Raw genomic sequence first — 17,891 nt, forward strand, 5'->3', positions numbered from 1 at the left:
AAGTTGCGAGCGGCAGGACGCCCCCGGAAAATGGCACCTTCGCCCGGTGAGCCGCAGCAGCGAGAAGGGACTGGAATGAGCCTGGCAAAGTACTCCGGCGGCTCAGGACGGGTACCGGCGGAGTCGACCACCTTCGTCGGCAGGAAGACCGAACTCCTTCGGCTGTCCGAGACCTTCCGGAGCGGCCCGATGGTGACGTTGACCGGGCCTGGAGGAGTCGGCAAGTCACGCCTCGCGGCGCATTTCGCGACTTCGGAACAGGCAGGATTCGCCGACGGCGCGTACTTCGTGGCGCTGGCCGATCTCAACGAACCGGCGTTGCTGGCGAGCACGGTCGCCGAGGCGCTGGGGCTGACGGATCGCTCGGCCCGTCCGGCGGTCGAGCTGCTGGCCGAATGGCTGCGCGATCGGCACGCCCTGCTGGTGCTGGACAACTGCGAGCACCTGGCCGACGGCTGCGCCCGGCTGGCAGGCACCCTCCTGGCCCGATGTCCGGGCTTGGCGATCCTGGCGACCAGCAGGCATCCCTTGAAATCGGCTGACGAGAAGGTCTTGCCGGTACCTCCTCTCGCCGTCCCCCGGCCACGGATGGGTCTGCGGGAGCTGTTGGCGGTCGACGCGGTGCGCTTGTTCGCCGATCGGGCGTCGGCCGTGCTGCCCTCGTTCGAGATCAGCGAGAGCAACGCCGAGGACGTGGCCCGGCTCTGCGAGTGCCTGGAAGGTGTGCCGCTCGCCATCGAGCTCGCCGCCGTGCGAATACGGGCGCTGTCGGTCCGGCAGATCACCGAACGCCTGGACAAGCAGCTCGCGCTGCTGACCACGAGCGCCACGAGGCACGGTCCGGAGCGGCACGGAACACTCCGGGCGATGATCGACTGGAGCCATCAGCTGTGCTCCGGGCCCGAACGCCTGCTCTGGGCCCGGGCGTCGGTGTTCTCCGGAGGATTCGAGGCCGATGCGGCGGCGGCAGTGTGCTCCGACGCCGGACTGACGGCCGAACAGACACTCGAGCTCATCGACAGCCTGGTCGAAAAGTCGATCCTGATCCGCGATGAGCGAGACGATGTCGTGTGGTACCGCCTCCTGGAGACGATCCGTCAGTACGGCCACGAAAAGCTCGCCGCCGCGGGCGACGTGGCCCGTATGCGGCGGCGCCACAGCGAGTGGTACCTGGCTCTCGGCCGGCAGTGCGGGCAAGCGTGGATCGGCCCGGATCAGCTGAGCTGGAGCCGGCGGCTGCACCGCGAGCACGCCAACTTGCGGGCGGCACTGGACTTCTGCGGCGAGAACCCGGACGACGCCGTCGACGGGATGTCCATGGCGTTCCAGATCAAGGAGTTCTGGCTGATCCATGGCCTCACCTCGGAGGGCAGGCTGCACCTCGGCAAACTGCTCGACGCGGCTCGCCCGGACGCCCCGGGACGCGCGAACGCCCTGCTCACCTATACCTTTCTCGCCTTGATCCAAGGGGATCGGCCCGCCTACGAAACGGCACTGGAACAGACAGCGCAAGCCGCCGAGCAGGAACGCGACGACTCCGTCAAGGCCTACCTCCTGCTCGTTCGCGGCTACGACGCCCTGACCGCGGACCGCATGGCCGAAGCCTCCGATCTGTTCGCGCGATCCGGTGCGCGACAGCACGAACTGGACGATCTCAGCGGCGAGCTGTGGGCACGCTTCAACCACGGCATTTCGACCGGGCTTTCCGGCGACCTCGACCACGGGCGCCGGATACTGCGTGAGTGCGTCGCCGAGTACGCCTCCCGCGGCGAGATCTTCTGGCGATCGTGGGCACTGTGGTCGCTGGGCGCCACCGAGTACCTCGTCGGCGACCTCGAGAAAGCACGGGATGCCTGCCGTGAAACCCTGCAGCTCGAACAAGAGGTGCAGGACAAGGCCATCCTCGCCTTCGTCCTCACGGTCAGCGCGGGCGTCGCCGCCCGCACCGGACAGCACCGGCGGGCAGCGACGGTATTCGGTGCTGCGACGGCGATGTGGGCGACGATCGGCATGTCCCCGGCTCGGTACGCGGCCTTCACCGACCCGATCCAGAAAGACACCGAAACCGTCACCACCCAACTCGGTCTCGACGCCGCCGCAGCCGCCTTCACCCGGGGCTACACCATGCCCACGCACGAAAGCATCGCCTACACCCTCGCCGACGAGAGCCCTTCGCCGCATACCGGCGCTCGTCATCCCTTGACCACACGCGAGACCGAAGTCGCCAACCTGGTCGCCCAGGGCATGACCAACCGTCAGATCGCCGAGACACTGTCCATCAGCCGGCGGACCGCCTCCACGCACGTCGACCACATCATGACCAAGCTGAACTTCACCAACCGGACTCAGATCGCCACCTGGGTCATCACCGACGCACCTGGTTGACCGCGCACCCTGGAGGCCCCTGATCCTCCCGCACACCGGTCACCCGACGCGCACAAAGTCACGCCGAGGAAAGCGGATTCCCGTGGGTAGGCGAATACCGGTGCGCCAGAGCCGAAAGCTCCTTTCGTCCCATCAGACTCGGAGAAAGGAGCCTTCAGCCCACTGCGGCCCCGCCCACGAACCCGACATGTTCGCCTTACCCCTCAAGGGAGCCAACCTGTCGTAGGGGACGACAAGCACCAGCGGGCGTCAGTATCGCTGCGCGATGAACTTCGCGGCCAGGTCCACGCTTCCGTCCCTTCCGTACGACAGATGGCCCACCCCCGGACCGCGGGTGCCTTGGCCGCCGTAGACCGTGTCGCCGGGGTTGCAGAGTTCGAGTGCTTTCGGCCCGTAGGTGGGGCTGGTGGACTTGATCGTCTGTCCGTATACGCCGCCGAGGGGATTGCCGAAGACCCCACGGCTACCACACGCCCGGCCAGCTGACTCGGTATCACTTCGCCGGTTCCGAGACCCGACTTGATGCCGATGGCGATGTCGGTCACGCTCGCCCCCTGGGATAGGCCGCCCAGGACGAACTGTGTCTACCTGGCGATCATGAGCCTGGGCCCCACCGGCACCGGCCGCAAACGATGGACGATGCGGTGGAAACCCGCGTTGAACGCGTTCGAGATCGCCTTCGACGGCCGTCTGGCCGCCGGACGCAAATAGTTTCCCTCAACCCGAGTTACACCGTTCGTCTGACAGCCCCCGAACGTCCAGTTGAGCACTCATCCAAACGTGTTCCGGAACCTGGAGCGTGGTGAGCTCAGCTAGGGCCGGTCACCATGATTTCGGGGGCGATGTCCAGCACCAGCAGTGCGGCTGCGACATGGGTGGGGTTGTCCTCGACTTTGACGACCGAAAGTTCGTTGGCCCGCGAGACTCGCCGCTCGACGGTGTTGCGGTGGGCGTAGAGGTTGGCGGCTGCCCGGGTGGTGTTGAAGCCGCACTGCACGTAGGTGAGGAGTGCCTGCCGTAGCGCCGAGTCGGCTTCGGCGAGCGGGCCGAGGGTGTTGAGGACGAACCGGCGTGCGCTGGCGCGGTCCTTCGTGAGGGCGTCGATCAGCTCGACGTCGGCGTAGGCCGTGAATCGGCGTTCGGATCCGAGGCGGACGATCAGCGCCTGGGCCGAGAGGGCGTCTTGGTGGCTGGACCTGAACCCGTCGAGTCCGCGTCCAGGCCTGCCCACCGCAACGCGAATCTCGCCTGCTGTCCCCACGATCTTCTCGGCCGGGTGCAGGTCCGGGGGCTCGGCTCCCGACAGCCAGATCCAGCGCGATGTGGTGCTGGCACGGGCGACCAGCGTGCTCCGGTCCGCGTCGGTGGAGCGCAGGGCCGCGATCGCTTCGTCCAGCGTGCCCGCCAAGCCGGGACCATCGACCCACAGCACGAGACCGACGTGCCATCGCGCCATCCGGTAGCGCAGGCGTTCCTCGGCGAAGTCCTCCGCCATCGGCGCCCCGCTGGCGATCATCTGGATCAGGGCGATCGCCTCGGCGTCCGCGTTGCCCATCGCGGCGGCGAGGCTGACCTCGCGCAGGGTCGCGACCGAGTCGAGGGCGTACTGCATCAGCGACTTCGCCGACACGTCCAAGACGTCCACGAGAAGGTCCCGGTCCGCGCAATGCGCCGAGCATTCCTCCAGCCATCGGCGCCAGCCGATCCCCAGCGCGGCCCGCCACCCCGCGGCGAAGTCGGGTGCGATGCCGCGGGCCACGAGATCGCCGATGTACGCGGTGATCCGCGGGCCGATGTAGGGCTCCACCCGCCGCCCGGGGTGCTGGATGTTCGAGGTCAGCCATTGGACGAGATCCGAGTGGTTGAGGTCGCGGTCCTCCTCGCCCAGCGATGCGTCCGACAGCACGGCCGGGTCGTACTGCACCCTGCGGGCGGACAAGGAGAGGGCGTCGGCCAGTACTTCCGCGTCCGGCAGGAGTCGCTGGCACACAGACCGGATCGCCTCGGCGGCCTCGGGTGTCGGCGGGGGCCACAGCTCTTCCATCCCCGAAGTGTGCCTTCCCGGCGATGAGTCGGCACGACATGTCGGGAGGAGTGCATCGTGCACCGGCTCCGGGCAAACCCTGTGCACGGTGTCGTTGTGACCGGAGTCGCAGCTGGCGACAGTGGACGCCACATCAGCAGCCGGCTCAGCGAGGAGAGGCAGACATGACAGCTGAAATGTCGGACGCGGTCGAGGAGTTCGACGTCGTCGTCATCGGCGCGGGAATCTCCGGAATCGGCGCGGCAACGTATTTCAGCCGGGAGCTGCCCGGCAAGTCGCTCGTCGTGCTGGAGGGCCGCGACAACATCGGCGGCACCTGGGATCTGTTCCGTTACCCGGGCATCCGGTCGGACTCGGACCTGCACACCTTCGGCTACGAGTTCAAACCGTGGCGCCACGAGGCCGCGATCGCCGACGCTCCGCTCATCCGGGAGTACCTCCAGGAAACAGTGGAGGAGAACGACCTGCGGCGGTTGATCAGGCTGTGCCACCGGGTCGTCCGGGCGGAATGGTCCACAACGGACTCTCGATGGACACTGCTCGTCGAAGCGTCGGATCCCGCCACAGGGTCGGCCACGACGAAGACGATCCGGGCGGAGTGGGTGTTCGCCGCCACCGGCTATTACCGGTACGACAAGGGTTTCACTCCGGAGTTCCCCGGGCGTGACGACTTCGGGGGGACGATCGTCCATCCGCAGCACTGGCCAGAGGACCTCGACTACCGCGGCAAGAAGGTCGTCGTCATCGGCAGCGGCGCGACCGCGATCACGCTGGTGCCTGCCATGTCCGCCGGGCCGGACGCCGCCCGGCACGTCACGATGCTGCAACGCACCCCCAGCTACGTCATGGGGCTGCCCCGCGTCGACCGGGTCGCCACGACCCTGACGAAAGTGCTGGGAGAGAAGCGCGGGTACGCCGCGACGAGGTTCAAGAACATCTGGATCGAACACGGGATCGTCAAGGGCCTGCGGGCGTTCCCGAAGATCGGTCGAGCGCTGATCCGGCGGGAGAACATCAAGCGGCTGCCCAAGGGATTCGACGTCGACAAGCATTTCAACCCGCCGTACGACCCATGGGACCAACGCTTGTGCCTGGCCCCGGACGGCGACTTCTTCGACGCGATCTCGGCAGGTACCGCCTCCGTCGTCACCGACGCCATCACCAGGTTCAGCGAACGCGGCATCGTCCTGGGATCGGGCGAGGAGCTGGAAGCCGACATCATCGTCACCGCGACCGGGCTGAACATGCGGCTCTTCGACGGGATGCCGATCCTGGTCGACGGGCGCGAGGCCGACATCGCGGACTCGGTGTCCTATCGCGGGATGCTGCTGAGCGGGATTCCCAACTGGGCGATGGCGATCGGCTACACGACCTCGTCCTGGACGCTCAAGGTGAGCCTGATGTGCCGCTACTTCATCGACCTGCTCCGGCACATGGACGCCCACGGCTACGACCGGGTGGTCGCGGTCGCGTCGCCCGGGATGCCGCGCAGGCCGGTCATGGACCTGCAGGCCGGCTATGCCAAACGCGCCGAGAAGCGGCTGCCCAAACAGGGGCAGGACGCCCCGTGGCGGATGGCGATGTCCTTCCCCGAGGACGCCAAGGCGCTACGCGGCCCGGTCGCCGACGAGCACCTCGAGTTCGGCACCGCCAGGCCGGCGGCGCTGCCCGGGGAGAGGCGGTCGGCTCATGTCTGAAGCGAACGCCGACCAGTACGCCGCGCTCCCGTCCGGCACGACGATCTGCTTCCGCGACCACGGTGACCAGGCCGACCCCGCGATCGTGCTCGTCGCGGGGCTGGGCGAGGACCTCACCTTCTGGCCCGGCTCGTTCGTCGGTGCGCTGGTGGATCGGGGTTTCCGGGTCGTCACGATGGACAACCGCGACGTCGGCCAGTCCACGTTCGCGGACGCCCCGCCGCCCGCCCTGTGGCGCCAACTGCTCGCACGCCCCCGAGCGGACGCCTACTCGCTGGCGGACATGGCCTCCGACGCCGTCGGCGTCCTCGACCACCTTGGGATCGAGCGGGTTCACCTGGTCGGCCGCTCCATGGGCGGGATGATCGCGCAGACGGTCGCCGCGGCCGAACCGGCCCGGGTCCTGTCCCTGACCTCGATCTTCTCGACCACGGGCGCGAAGAAGGTCGGTCGGCCGGCGTGGTCGACGATGCGGCTGCTCGCCGGGCCGCCGGCGCGGACCAGAACCGCGGCGGTACGCGCCCACCTGCGGATCACCGGCCACATCGCCGGAACGGGATACCCCATCGACGACGCGGCCGAGGCCGCCGTCGCGGCGGGCGGCTGGGACCGCGCCGCCGGTGACCTCGCCGCGGGCTCGGCCCGGCAGATCCAGGCGATCCAGGCGTCCGGGGACCGGACCGCCCAGCTGAGCCGGATCAGCGCCCCCACTCTGGTGCTCAACGGCGACCGGGATCGGCTGGTCGCCCCCAGCGGCGGCGCCGCGACGGTGCAGGCGATCCGCTCCGCGCAGCACGTCGTCATCCCCGGGATGGGGCACCACATTCCCGAGGCCCTGGTCAAGCCCATCACCCAATACATCTCCGAACACGCCAAGCGCGTGACCTCAGGGGGAAACCATGTCCGGCTCTCCTGAGCGGAAAGCGAGCGCAGCCACATGAAGACCGACAACGTCGAATACAGCACCTTCAGCGGATGGATCGACCCGCCCGCGGACGTCCTCCCCAGCCTCGACGGCGACCTCACGTGCGAGGTCGCGGTCATCGGCGGAGGCATGGGCGGCATGGCGACCGCGCTCCGGCTCGCCGAACGCGGCCAGGACGTGGTGCTGCTGGAGGCCGAGTTCTGCGGCTACGGTTCCAGCTCCCGCAACGGGGGCCAGATCGCGAGCGTCCCAGGAGGGGACCTCCGTCTGCTGAGCCTCTTCTATCCCAAGAAAGTGCCCGGCATGGTCCGGCTGGCCGAGAATTCCGCCGGCTTCGTGGAAGACCTCATCAAGACCCACGACATCGACTGCGACTACGAGCCCAACGGCCTGGCGTTCGCCGCCGTGGGACACGGGCAGATGCTGCGAACGCGGACCTTGGCGGCGATTCTCCGGCGGGCCGGCGGACGCGGTCACGTCGGCACGAGCGAGGAACTCGGCATTCCCCGCGCCTTCGTCGGCGGCATGCGCGAGGCCGTGGGAGGAATGCTGAACCCGGGCAAGCTGAGCCGCGGGGTACGCCGTGCCCTGATCTCGTCGCCGGCCCGGGTCTTCGAACGGACCAAGGTCACCGATGTGCGGCGCGACGGCGGCAAGGTCGTGCTCTCGACCCCCGCCGGCACCGTGCGCGCGAACAAGGTGGTGCTCGCGACGAACGCCTACTCGGGAGAGTGGGACATCACCCCGAACGTCTCTCGGTGCCGATGTGGCTCATCGAGGTGGAGACCGAGCCGATCGCTCCGGAGCGCCTCGCCGCACTGGGCTGGAGCAGCCGGTCGGGAGTGATCACCCAGCACCAGGTCATGGAGCACTACCGCCTCACCGCGCGGGGCACCATCGTGTTCGGCGTCCGGCGGGTCGAGCGCGGCATGACCTATCCCCTGCCGGCGAAGGCCCCGGACCGGAAGCTGGTCGAAGAGCTCGCCGGCGCGTTCGCGACCCGTTTCCCAGCCCTCGCCGACGTCGCCGTGGAACGGGCGTGGGGCGGCTGGATCGCGATCACCTCGTCGTGGTTGTCGATCGCCGGCCGGATCGAGGACGACATCTACTACTCGATCGCGTGCAACGGGCACGGACTGGCCCAGGCGCCGTACGTCGGGTCGCTCATCGCCGAGCTGATCGTGGACGGGTCACGGCACGAGGATCTCGACGGCATTTGGGCGAAGAAGCCGAAGTTCCCTCCCTTCACGATGGTCGGCCCGCGCGGCCTGCGCATGGTGTGGGCACTCGACCGCTTCACCGATCTGATCAACGGAAGCCGGCGCCGCGCTCTTCGCGCCGCCGCTCGGGCGCGCTGAACCACGCACCACCTCTCGCAGCACGCGAACCGCGTGGGCAAAGGAGAAAAGCATGTCGAGTTCTCGTAAAGCAGGCTCCCACCCCTCAGTCGACGTCGTGATCGTCGGCGCCGGGTTCGCCGGCCTGAGCGCCGCGGAGCGGCTCGTGAGCATGGGCCGGTCCGTCCTCGTACTGGAAGGACGCGACCGCGTCGGCGGCCGATCGCTCTCCGGCGAGGTGGCCGGGGTACCGGTCGATCTCGGCGCGACCTGGGTCTCCCGGCGGCACACGGCGATCCGCGACCTCGCGAGCCGAGCCGGATGCACCACGACCGGCCAGTTCGACCGAGGACGCAACGTCCTGTGGGCAGCCGGGCGGCGCCGCACCTACCCGGGCACGATTCCCACGGTCTCGCCGGTGGCGCTGGTCGACATGGCCCGCGTGCAGCTGGCGCTGAACAAACTCGTCGCGGGTATCGATGTCGACGCGGCCTGGAACTCCCCCGAGGCCGGTCGGCTCGACGCGATCTCGTTCGGCGAATGGCTCGACCGGAAGAACGCGCTGCCCGCCACCCGTACCTTGATGACCATCGTCAGCAAGGTGCAGTGGGGCTGCAGCCCGGGGGACGTCTCGATGCTGCACGCGTTGCGCTACATCCGTGCGGCGGGCGGAGTCGACCATATGCTCGACGTGGAGGGCGGCCAGCAACAGGAACGGTACGCCGAAACCACCCAAGAGATCGCGAAACGGGTCGCCGAGCGACTCGGTGACCGCGTCGTCCTCGGGACACCGGTCCGCCGGATCTCCCAAGACGGCAACGGCGTCACGGTCCGCACCGATTCGGAAGAAATCAAGGCGAAGTACGCGATCGTCACGGTCGCGCCGGCGCACCGCGCCGGGATCGGCTTCGACCCGGCCCTGCCCGAGCAGGCCGGAGGGCTCGCCAAAACCTGGCGCATGGGCGTGCTGAGCAAAGCGTTCGTCGCCTACGACAAGCCCTTCTGGCGGGCCGACGGACTCTCGGGCGAGGCACTGACCGACACCGGGGCCGTGTTCATCACCTTCGACGTGTCACCTGATGCCAACGGGCCAGGCGTCCTGATGGCGTTCTGCGACCCTCGCGTCTTCGACGGCTTCGACCTCGAGTCGAGGCGCAGCAGGGTCATCCAGCAACTCGTCCAGCTGTACGGCACACGAGCGAGCGTGCCCATCGACTACCTGGACCATTGCTGGGGTGAGGAACCTTTCGCCCCGGGCGGCCCGAATCCGGCCGTCGCCCCGTACGCGACCACGAGCTACGGCCCCGCTCTCACCGAGCCGCACGGGCGCGTCCACTGGGCAGGCACCGAAACCGCGGGCGAGTGGGCGGGCACCATGAACGGCGCCGTCCTGACCGGCCAGCGCACCGCCGAGCGCGTCGCGGCCGCGGTGGCGCGCGAGTCCGAGGAGGTGTCGGTGCGATGAAGGACGCTCTATTCCTGCTCGCCGATGTGTGGATGATCTTCGCCGGCTACTTCTTCGGCTGGAAGTTCATCCGCCGCTACGGCAATTACCTGCTCGGCCTCGAATGGATGGTCGTCGCGACCTCGGGCAGCAACTTCCTGCTCTGGTCGTTGCTCGGTGCCAGCCCGGACAGCCTCCTGTACGACGTGGCGTACTTCTTCGACGCCTTCTCCCGGTCGGTCGGCATCACGCTCATCCTGGTCATGGGCCTGATGAAGGTCACCCATCGCTACAAGCCGTCTCGCACCGTCGACGTCGTCGTGTTCGCCTTCGCCACCGTGGCCGGGCTGTTCCTGCGCCAGTTCCACGGCGAAGACCCGCGCGTCGACGATGTCGCGTTCGCCGTCGCCACGTTTTACGTCGTGGTCAACCTCGTCACGGCCGTCTTCCTGGCCTACTTCGCCAAGCGGCTCTGGGACATCGGCGCGAAATGGCCTGCGTTCTGGACCGGGCTGGTGACCGCGGCCGCCACCACCATCGCGATCACCTACGACTTCTTCCCCTTCCCGTTCGACGACGCGAACCGCACGATCTTCTACACCGCCGCGCTGGCGACCTGGGGAACCCAGGGATTCGTCTACTTCTTCGCCTATCGCGCGCTGCACGACCACAACGTGGCCTCGGCCTCGAAGACGACACAGGAAGCGGGTGCGTCGTCATGAACGCGATCACGCAGCGGTACGCCGTGGTCGACCCGGCCACCGGCGAACTCGTACCGGAAGGGTCGGAACAGACCACAAAGGCATAACCGACGGGAAGGCGCGGGCGAACGACCTCGGCACCCAGCGTGATCGACCAGGGCTGATCGCCGCGTCTTCCCCGGTGCCGCAACAGACATCGAGGGCGCGGCACCACGCCGAGAACCGGCGACGACCACCGTGGCGACACTGCTGGGTCCCACAAAGGGCGGCCGAGAGCGCCGAAGGCGCCACGGGTTCGGCCTGTCGCTCGCAAGCATACAGTGATGATAATCATTGCCAAGTCTGCGCAACCTGGATCCACTACTGTTGATAACGATTATCGAGTGCAGTTAAGCTCCGGTGTCCTTCCCCCACAGATCGATCGGCGTCCCCCATGGTTGTTCGTTCGCGGCCGTCCGCGTCGCCCTCGGGCGTTCGCGACCGGCAGGCGGCACTTGCCCGGTCCCGCCTTCTGCACCGGGGGACGGTCACGGTCCTCGCCGTCGCGATCCTCGTGCTGCTGGTCGTATCCGGTTCGGTGGGGACGGTCGAGGTCGGGCTCACGGACACGGCGCGGATCGTGGCCGGTCATCTGGTGCCGGACGTGCCGTGGATGTCGGACGGCAGCCTGACCGTGTTGCAGGACCAGGCGGTATGGCAGTTCCGGCTCCCTCGCGCGCTACTGGCGGGGCTCGCCGGGGCGGGGCTGGCGCTCGCCGGGGCGATCATGCAGGTGATCGTGCGCAACCCGCTCGCGGAGCCGTATCTGCTCGGCGTGTCGTCCGGGGCGGGGGTCGGCGCGGTGCTCGTGATCACCTTCGGTTCGGCCGCCGTGGGCGGGCTTCCCCTGGGCGCGGCGGCCTTCGCCGGGGCTTTGGTGGCCAGTGTGTGCGTCGCGCTGGTCGCCCGGCATCGCGGCATCCTGTCGCCGACCAGGATGATCCTGTCCGGTGTCGCGCTGGGTTCCCTGTTCAGCGCGATCACGAGCTATCTGACGTTGACCACCGAGGCACAGAACGTCTTCAGCGTCCTGTTCTTCTTACTCGGCAGCGTTTCCGCCGCCTCGATGGCTTCCTTGGCCGTGCCGGCGGTGGCGTTCGCGGCCGCCTGTGTCGTCGTGGGACTGCGGACCAGGGCCATGAACGCGCTGCTGAGCGGCGACGAGTCCGCGACCGCGCTGGGAGTCGACGTGAACCGCCTCCGCGCCGTCCTTCTCGTGACCGCCGCCCTCCTGACGGGGTCGATCGTGTCGGTCAGCGGCGGCATCGGTTTCGTCGGTCTCGTGATCCCGCACGTGGCGCGGATCCTCGTCGGCTCGGACCATCGCCGGATGCTGCCGGTCGCGGTACTCGGCGGCGCCCTGTTCCTCATGGTCGCCGACCTGCTCTCGCGCACGGTCGCGGCACCCGGCGAAATACCGATCGGGATCCTCACCGCGGTCGTGGGCGCGCCGTTCTTCCTGTGGCTGATGCGCCGGGACACCGCCACGCGAGCGGGGTTCGGCCGGTGAAGGTCCATTTCCACGAGGTCAGCGCCACGCTGGGCGGCAACCGGGTACTGCGGAACGTGGACATCGAGGTCCGCTCCGGCCGTTTCCTCGGGCTCGTCGGCCCGAACGGCAGCGGCAAGTCGACCTTGCTACGCACGCTCTACCGCGCCGTCGCACCGTCCTCGGGCCGGGTGCTGCTGGGCGAGCACGACGTGTGGCGCACCGACAGGCGGACCGTCGCCAGGGCGGTGGCGGTGATGACTCAGGAGACGTCGTCCGAGTTCGACCTAACGGTCCTCGACGTCGTGCTCCTGGGCCGGGTGCCCTTCCAGCGCGGATTCGGCCGTGACACCGAAGCCGACCTCGATCTCGCGTGGGCCGCGCTCGACCGGGTCGGCGCCACCGACATCGCTGACAGGCCCATCGGACGGCTCTCGGGCGGACAGCGGCAGCGGGTGATGCTGGCCCGCGCGCTGGCGGCCGACTCCCCCGTCCTCGTCCTCGACGAACCGACCAACCACCTCGACATCGCCTTCCAGCTGGAACTCATGCGGATCGCGGCCGGGCTCGATCGCACCATCGTCGCCGCCCTGCACGACCTCAACCTCGCCGCCACCTACTGCGACGACATCGCGGTACTCGACGCCGGCCGCGTCGTCGCCACCGGAACGCCGGACGAAGCGCTCACCCCACGCGTCGTGGAAGACGTGTTCGGCGTCGCCGTCGACCAGCTCACCCACCCGCGCGACGGCAGGCCGGTGCTGGTCTTCGGCCGTCGCACGGAGACCCGTTCACCTCTCAGCACTCCCGGAAAAGAGAACCATGCGTAAAACCCTGTCCTTTGCTGCGTTCGGTGCCGGCCTGTCGCTGATCGCGGGGTGCGGTACCTCGGTCACTCCGGCCGCGCCGTCGAACAACGCCGGCACGGCGGTCACCGTCTCTAACTGCGGCCGGGACGTCACCGTCGGCGCCGCACCCCGCGCCGCGGTCGGGCTCAGCCCGTCGCAGACGGAACTGTTGCTGCGGCTCGGTCTCGCGGGCTCGCTCGTCGGACAGGCACAGACCGCCACCGCACCGCTCCCGGAAGACGTGGCCGCCCAGGCCGCCGCCATCCCGGTGCTGAGCGAGTCCGGGCCGCCGAGCAGGGAGAAGCTCCTGGCCGCCAAGCCGGACTTCGTCTTCTCCCCCACCACCTACGAATTCACCGCGGAGAAGGGCTTCGCCAGCTTGGAGCAACTGCGGCAAAGCGGCGTCGCCGCCTATGTCGCCGCTGGCGGCTGCGCCGAACGCCGCATGAACGGCACGGTCGAAGATCTCTTCACCGACTTGGAGAACCTCGGCAGGATCTTCGCCGTGCCGGACAAGGCCAAGGCTCTGGTCGATCAGGGCCGTACGGATCTGGCCACTGTGGACAAAGCGATCGCTGGCCGCCCCCGCCCCACCGTCGCCCAGGTGTTCCTGGAGGGCACCACCGTCACCGCGATCGGCGCCGGCATCGAGTACGACATCATCCGCAGGGCGGGCGGGGACAACGTGTTCTCGCCGAAGGACCCGCAGTTCGCCAAGTTCTTCGCCGCGCAGATCACCCCCGAGGCGCTCGCCGCGAAGAATCCCGACGCGATCGTGTTCGCGGTCAACGGGCCCGCGCAGAAGCAGGCGAGCATCGACTACCTCACCCGTACCTTCCCCGCCATGACCGCCGTCCGCGAACAGCGCTTGATCGCGATCGACGCCGCCGACACCTATCCCGGCACCCTCGGGAACATCTCGGTGGTGCGGGAGATCGCGCAACGACTCCACGCGGACGCGTTCACCCGGTGATCCATCGCAGGCTCCTGCGCCTTGCGGGTGTCGTCCTCGCGCCCGTCCTGCTGCTCGCGCTGCTGTCGATACTCGTGTCGGCCTGCTACGTCGGCGGAGCGGTCCTGACGGCGTCCGTCCTCGCCGATCTCACCCGAGGCGGGGACTTCACGACGGTGGCACCCGCGATCGCGGCCTTGACCGGCGTCGTCGGGGTGCGCGCGGTCCTGCTGTGGACACGGGAGGTGGCCGCGGCCAGGTTCGGCATCGCCATCCGCACCCGGCTGCGCGGGGAGTTACTGCGCCGCATCGCCGCACTGGGACCGGCCTGGACGCGAGGAGAGCGCACGGGCGCCATCACGCACACGGTCGTCGACGGGGTCGAAGCCCTCGACGCCTACTACAGCCGCTATCTGCCGCAGCTGCTCGTGACCTGTCTGGTTCCTGCCGCCATCGCCGGGTGGTTGTTCACCGTGTCGGTCCCCGCCGCCGCGATCCTCGCGACGGCTGTCCTGTGCGCCGTGGCCGTCCCCCGTTTCTGGGACGCCCGGCTGCTCCGGACGGGCCGAACCCGGTGGAGCGCCTACGAAAGGCTGGCCGCCGACTATCTGGAGGCGACCCAGTCGATCGGTGTCCTCCGGCTCTTCGGCGCGGGACGCCGGGCAGGCGAGGCACTGGCCCATCGCGGCGATCGCCTGCACCGGGTCACGATGGCCCAGCTGCGCGTCTCACTGGTGGAAGCGGGAGTCAGCGCCCTGGCACTGCACCTCGGCCTCGCGGCCACGATCGTCGTCGCGTGCGCCGGGGTCGTCAGCGGTCCGGCGCCCGCCGCATCGGTGTTCCTGTTCTTGTTGTGCGCCAGGGAATGTTTCCGCCCGGTACTCGACCTGTCCGCCCACTGGCACGTCGGTTATCAAGGGCTGGGCGCGGTCGAGGGCATCGACGAGATCATGACGGCTCGTCCGCAGGTCGCCGACACCGGCACCCGCACCGAACCCGCTCGGCACGGGGCTCGGCTGCTACTGCGGGACGTCGGGTACCGGTACCCGAACGGCGCGGGCGTTTCCGGCATCGGCTTCGAATGCGCGCCGGGGAGCACGACCGGGATCGTGGGCCCGTCGGGTGCCGGGAAGAGCACGATCGCCCGGCTTCTCGTCCGCGAGGCCGACCCGCAGCAGGGGACGATCGAACTCGACGGAACCCCGATCACCGGGTACACCCTCGCCGCGCTCCGCGCGAGCATCGGCGTCGTCGGCCAGCACAGCTATCTTTTCCATGGCACCGTGGAAGAAAACCTCCGGCTCGCCCGTCCCGGCGCCACACACGACGAGATCCGCGCCGCCGCCCACGTCGCGGACGCGATCGAATTCGTCGAGGCACTCCCCCACGGCTTCGCGACGGTCCTCACCGAGAACGGGACCCAGCTGTCCGGCGGTCAGCGGCAACGCCTCGCCATCGCCAGGGCCGTGCTCGCCGCGCCTCCGGTGCTGCTGCTCGACGAAGCGACCTCGGCCCTGGACGTCGACACCGAGAACCGCGTACTCACCCGGCTTGCAGAGCATTGCGACGGCACCACCCGGATCGTGATCGCCCACCGCGAGACCGCCCTGCGTGACGCCGGTGCGATCGTCACGATCGAGTCCGGCCGCGTCACCGGGCAGGCGGTCCACTCGTGAGCGGGCCGCTCCGGCGGCTTCTGCCGGTCATCGGCGAGCAGCGGGCCACCTTCGTCTGGACGGTCGTGAGCAACGCGGCCGTCCAGCTCGGCGCGCTGACGACGACCGTGCTCGGCACGTGGCTGGCCGGGCGGGCTGCGGCGACCGGCACCGCGCCACTGGCCATCGTCGTCACCGTCCTGTGTGGCCTGGCCGTGGTGACCGCGGCGATGACCTGGCGCGAGTCCTGGGTCTCCCACGATCTGGCCTACCGGCTGATCGGCACCCTGCGTGCCCGGGTGTTCGATCGGCTGCGCGTGAGCCTGCCCGACCGCCGGAAGCCCCGCCGGAGCGGCGATCTCGTATCCGTCGCCTTCGCCGACATCGACCGTCTCGAATGGCTCTACGCGCACACCGCGGCCCAAGCACTCACCTCGGCCATGATGCTCGCCGCCACCGCGACCCTGTCGCTCCTCGTCACGCCGTGGCTGCTGCTGGCGTGGGTACCGTTCGTCGCCGTGACCGCGGCGCTGCCGTGGCTTTCCGGCCGGGCGGGAACGCGGCAGGGCACCGAACTCACCGAGGCCGCCGCGACCCTCAACGCCGAACTCGTCGACACCGTCCGCGGACTCGGCGAACTCAGCAGTGCGGGCGCCCTGCACCGTCGCACCGCCGCCCTGGAGGAACAGACGCGTGCGCTGACCGCCGTGCAGACGAGGATCGGCTCCCGGATCGGTGGGGAACGCGCCGTCACGGACGCCGCTCTGGCGCTCAGCGCGATCGGCGCGCTCGCGGTCTGCGCGGCGAATCTCGACGCGATCGACCGCGCGCTCGCACCGGTCGCCATGGTGCTGGCCACCGCGGCGCTCGGCCCGATCGCGCAGATTTCGGATCTGCTGCGCAACGTCGGCACGTTGCGCGCCGCCGGTACCAGGATCACCGAAATCCTCGACCGGGCACCGGCGGTCCACGAGCCCCGCGTACCCCGGCCGCTGCCGCCCCGCGAGCGCGCGACCGGACTCGTCTTCGATCGCGTGTCCTTCGGTTACCGCGACGGCGCTCCACCGGTCCTGCGCGACGTGTCGTTCACCGTCCGCCCCGGTGAAAGGGTCGCCCTCACCGGGACATCCGGCGCAGGCAAGACCACGTGCGCGCTGCTCGCGACCCGGATGTGGGACCCCGACACCGGTCACATCACCCTGGACGGCGTCGACCTCACCGAGCTGACCGACGACGACCTCCGCCGCGCGATCAGCGCCGTTCCCCAGGAACCCGGCCTGCTCACCGGGACGATCGCCACCAACATCCGGCTCGGAAAACCCGAAGCCGACGACACCGAAGTCGAACGGGCCGCGCGGCGGGCGGGGATCCTCGACCCGGGAGCCGGATTCCCCGCCGGACTCGCCACCGCCGTCGGCGAATCCGGTGACGGACTGTCCGGTGGACAGCGAGCACGAGTCGCCGTCGCCAGGGCACTACTGGTGAACCCGCGCATTCTCGTCCTCGACGAGGCCACCGCCAACCTCGACCCCGAGGCCGACGAAGCCATCACCGCGGCACTCGCCTCAGCCGGGAACGACATCGGTGTCCTCGTCATCAGCCACCGCCCCGCCACACTGGCAAGCTGCCACCGCGTGGTCGCGCTGCGAGAAGGATCGGTATGCCGGACGGCCACCTGACCACGTACGAAGGCAATGACACGTGCCAGGACTACCGCGGCGAAACCGTCATCCAGGCAGATGCGGCCCACAACCCCAGCGTTGACCCGACGAGATAGCAACAGAGGGGCGTGACCGCCACTGCGAAGATCCGTCCGGTGTTCGAAGGGCTCCTTGCGGGACGGGCCGTGGTACTACTCCTCCCGCTCCACGATCCTGACCTTTCTGCGTACCAGCAGAACCCGCCGGATTGATGCGACGAGGGTCTTTGGCAACAGCGGCCAAGACTTGCCGGCATCTCGAGCGTGGGCGATGTCCTGCTGAAGCCGCCCGATACGGGCGGTGTTACTCCGGGTTCGCGCTCGGCGAGCCCTGGAGCGCGTCGATCCGGCTGGCCGCCTCCCGGCCAGCCGGATCTACAACCGCCTCGGCGCCTGAACGCGGCTGACGACGCTCTCCCTTTGTGACACCGAAGCCCAGTGGCCTGTGTCACAAGGGCGTTCTGTCACGGGAATCGGGTCACCGGGATCTCTTGGGCACGACGCCAAGAGAAAGGAAAACCACCCATGTCAACGACGACGGGCCCGCGATCCCGGATGCCCGACGCCGAGATCGCGGCCGCCGGCGGCTTCCTGCCGAGCCCGCACACCAAGCTCGTGGACCCCACGTTCACCGAGTGGCTCGACGTCCAATCCTGAACCGGAAAGGCAGAAAATG

14 protein-coding genes and 1 pseudogene are annotated in these 17,891 nt (G+C 69.1%); 14 read left to right on the forward strand and 1 reads right to left on the reverse strand.

Features of this window, described 5'->3' with window-relative positions; all coding sequences use genetic code 11:
* The first annotated feature begins 75 nt into the window (after positions 1 to 75).
* Together MJQ72_RS00125 and MJQ72_RS44975 are read left to right on the forward strand one after the other, a co-directional pair.
* Positions 76 to 2,385, forward strand: a complete 2,310-nt coding sequence (locus MJQ72_RS00125; protein WP_240596940.1) for a LuxR C-terminal-related transcriptional regulator — start codon at positions 76 to 78, stop codon at positions 2,383 to 2,385.
* A gap of 579 nt (positions 2,386 to 2,964) precedes the next feature.
* Positions 2,965 to 3,096: pseudogene (locus MJQ72_RS44975) on the forward strand (IS256 family transposase); the annotation flags it as partial.
* Positions 3,097 to 3,193: 97 nt separating this feature from the next.
* Here the strand turns inward: MJQ72_RS44975 and MJQ72_RS00130 are convergent.
* Positions 3,194 to 4,429, reverse strand: coding sequence for a CdaR family transcriptional regulator (locus tag MJQ72_RS00130; protein ID WP_240596941.1), 1,236 nt, complete (start codon positions 4,427 to 4,429; stop codon positions 3,194 to 3,196).
* Positions 4,430 to 4,593: 164 nt separating this feature from the next.
* On the opposite strand from MJQ72_RS00130, the gene MJQ72_RS00135 reads away from it, so the two are divergent.
* From MJQ72_RS00135 to MJQ72_RS44565, 12 genes are all read left to right on the forward strand, one after another.
* On the forward strand, positions 4,594 to 6,126 hold the full coding sequence (locus MJQ72_RS00135) for an NAD(P)/FAD-dependent oxidoreductase (RefSeq protein ID WP_240596942.1): 1,533 nt from the start codon (positions 4,594 to 4,596) through the stop codon (positions 6,124 to 6,126).
* The gene (locus MJQ72_RS00140; protein ID WP_240596943.1) at positions 6,119 to 7,042 is read left to right on the forward strand and encodes an alpha/beta fold hydrolase; all 924 of its coding nucleotides are present in this window, start codon (positions 6,119 to 6,121) and stop codon (positions 7,040 to 7,042) included. The genes MJQ72_RS00135 and MJQ72_RS00140 overlap by 8 nt, the downstream gene beginning before the upstream one ends.
* A gap of 21 nt (positions 7,043 to 7,063) precedes the next feature.
* Positions 7,064 to 7,897: an FAD-binding oxidoreductase gene (locus MJQ72_RS00145; protein WP_240596944.1), complete on the forward strand. Its 834-nt coding sequence runs from the start codon at positions 7,064 to 7,066 to the stop codon at positions 7,895 to 7,897.
* Positions 7,810 to 8,409, forward strand: coding sequence for an FAD-binding oxidoreductase (locus tag MJQ72_RS00150; RefSeq protein ID WP_240596945.1), 600 nt, complete (start codon positions 7,810 to 7,812; stop codon positions 8,407 to 8,409). Before MJQ72_RS00145 ends, MJQ72_RS00150 begins: the two co-directional genes overlap by 88 nt.
* 52 nt (positions 8,410 to 8,461) lie before the next feature.
* Positions 8,462 to 9,853, forward strand: coding sequence for a flavin monoamine oxidase family protein (locus MJQ72_RS00155; protein WP_240596946.1), 1,392 nt, complete (start codon positions 8,462 to 8,464; stop codon positions 9,851 to 9,853).
* Complete coding sequence (locus MJQ72_RS00160; protein ID WP_240596947.1) at positions 9,850 to 10,554, forward strand: transporter; 705 nt, start codon at positions 9,850 to 9,852, stop codon at positions 10,552 to 10,554. The genes MJQ72_RS00155 and MJQ72_RS00160 overlap by 4 nt, the downstream gene beginning before the upstream one ends.
* A gap of 412 nt (positions 10,555 to 10,966) precedes the next feature.
* Positions 10,967 to 12,082, forward strand: a complete 1,116-nt coding sequence (locus MJQ72_RS00165; RefSeq protein ID WP_240596948.1) for an iron ABC transporter permease — start codon at positions 10,967 to 10,969, stop codon at positions 12,080 to 12,082.
* Complete coding sequence (locus MJQ72_RS00170) at positions 12,079 to 12,891, forward strand: ABC transporter ATP-binding protein (RefSeq protein WP_240596949.1); 813 nt, start codon at positions 12,079 to 12,081, stop codon at positions 12,889 to 12,891. Before MJQ72_RS00165 ends, MJQ72_RS00170 begins: the two co-directional genes overlap by 4 nt.
* Positions 12,884 to 13,882 (forward strand): ABC transporter substrate-binding protein, encoded by a 999-nt coding sequence (locus tag MJQ72_RS00175; protein ID WP_240596950.1) that lies wholly within the window; start codon positions 12,884 to 12,886, stop codon positions 13,880 to 13,882. The genes MJQ72_RS00170 and MJQ72_RS00175 overlap by 8 nt, the downstream gene beginning before the upstream one ends.
* A complete protein-coding gene (locus MJQ72_RS00180; protein ID WP_240596951.1) occupies positions 13,879 to 15,537 on the forward strand; it encodes an ABC transporter ATP-binding protein/permease in 1,659 nt (552 codons plus the stop codon). The genes MJQ72_RS00175 and MJQ72_RS00180 overlap by 4 nt, the downstream gene beginning before the upstream one ends.
* Positions 15,534 to 17,195 (forward strand): ABC transporter ATP-binding protein, encoded by a 1,662-nt coding sequence (locus tag MJQ72_RS00185; protein ID WP_240596952.1) that lies wholly within the window; start codon positions 15,534 to 15,536, stop codon positions 17,193 to 17,195. The genes MJQ72_RS00180 and MJQ72_RS00185 overlap by 4 nt, the downstream gene beginning before the upstream one ends.
* A gap of 545 nt (positions 17,196 to 17,740) precedes the next feature.
* Entirely contained in the window at positions 17,741 to 17,872 is a 132-nt protein-coding gene (locus MJQ72_RS44565) for a hypothetical protein (protein WP_256464096.1), read from the forward strand.
* Positions 17,873 to 17,891: the final 19 nt, after the last annotated feature.

Origin of the sequence: Amycolatopsis sp. EV170708-02-1 (assembly GCF_022479115.1) — a bacterium.
GTDB lineage: Bacteria > Actinomycetota > Actinomycetes > Mycobacteriales > Pseudonocardiaceae > Amycolatopsis.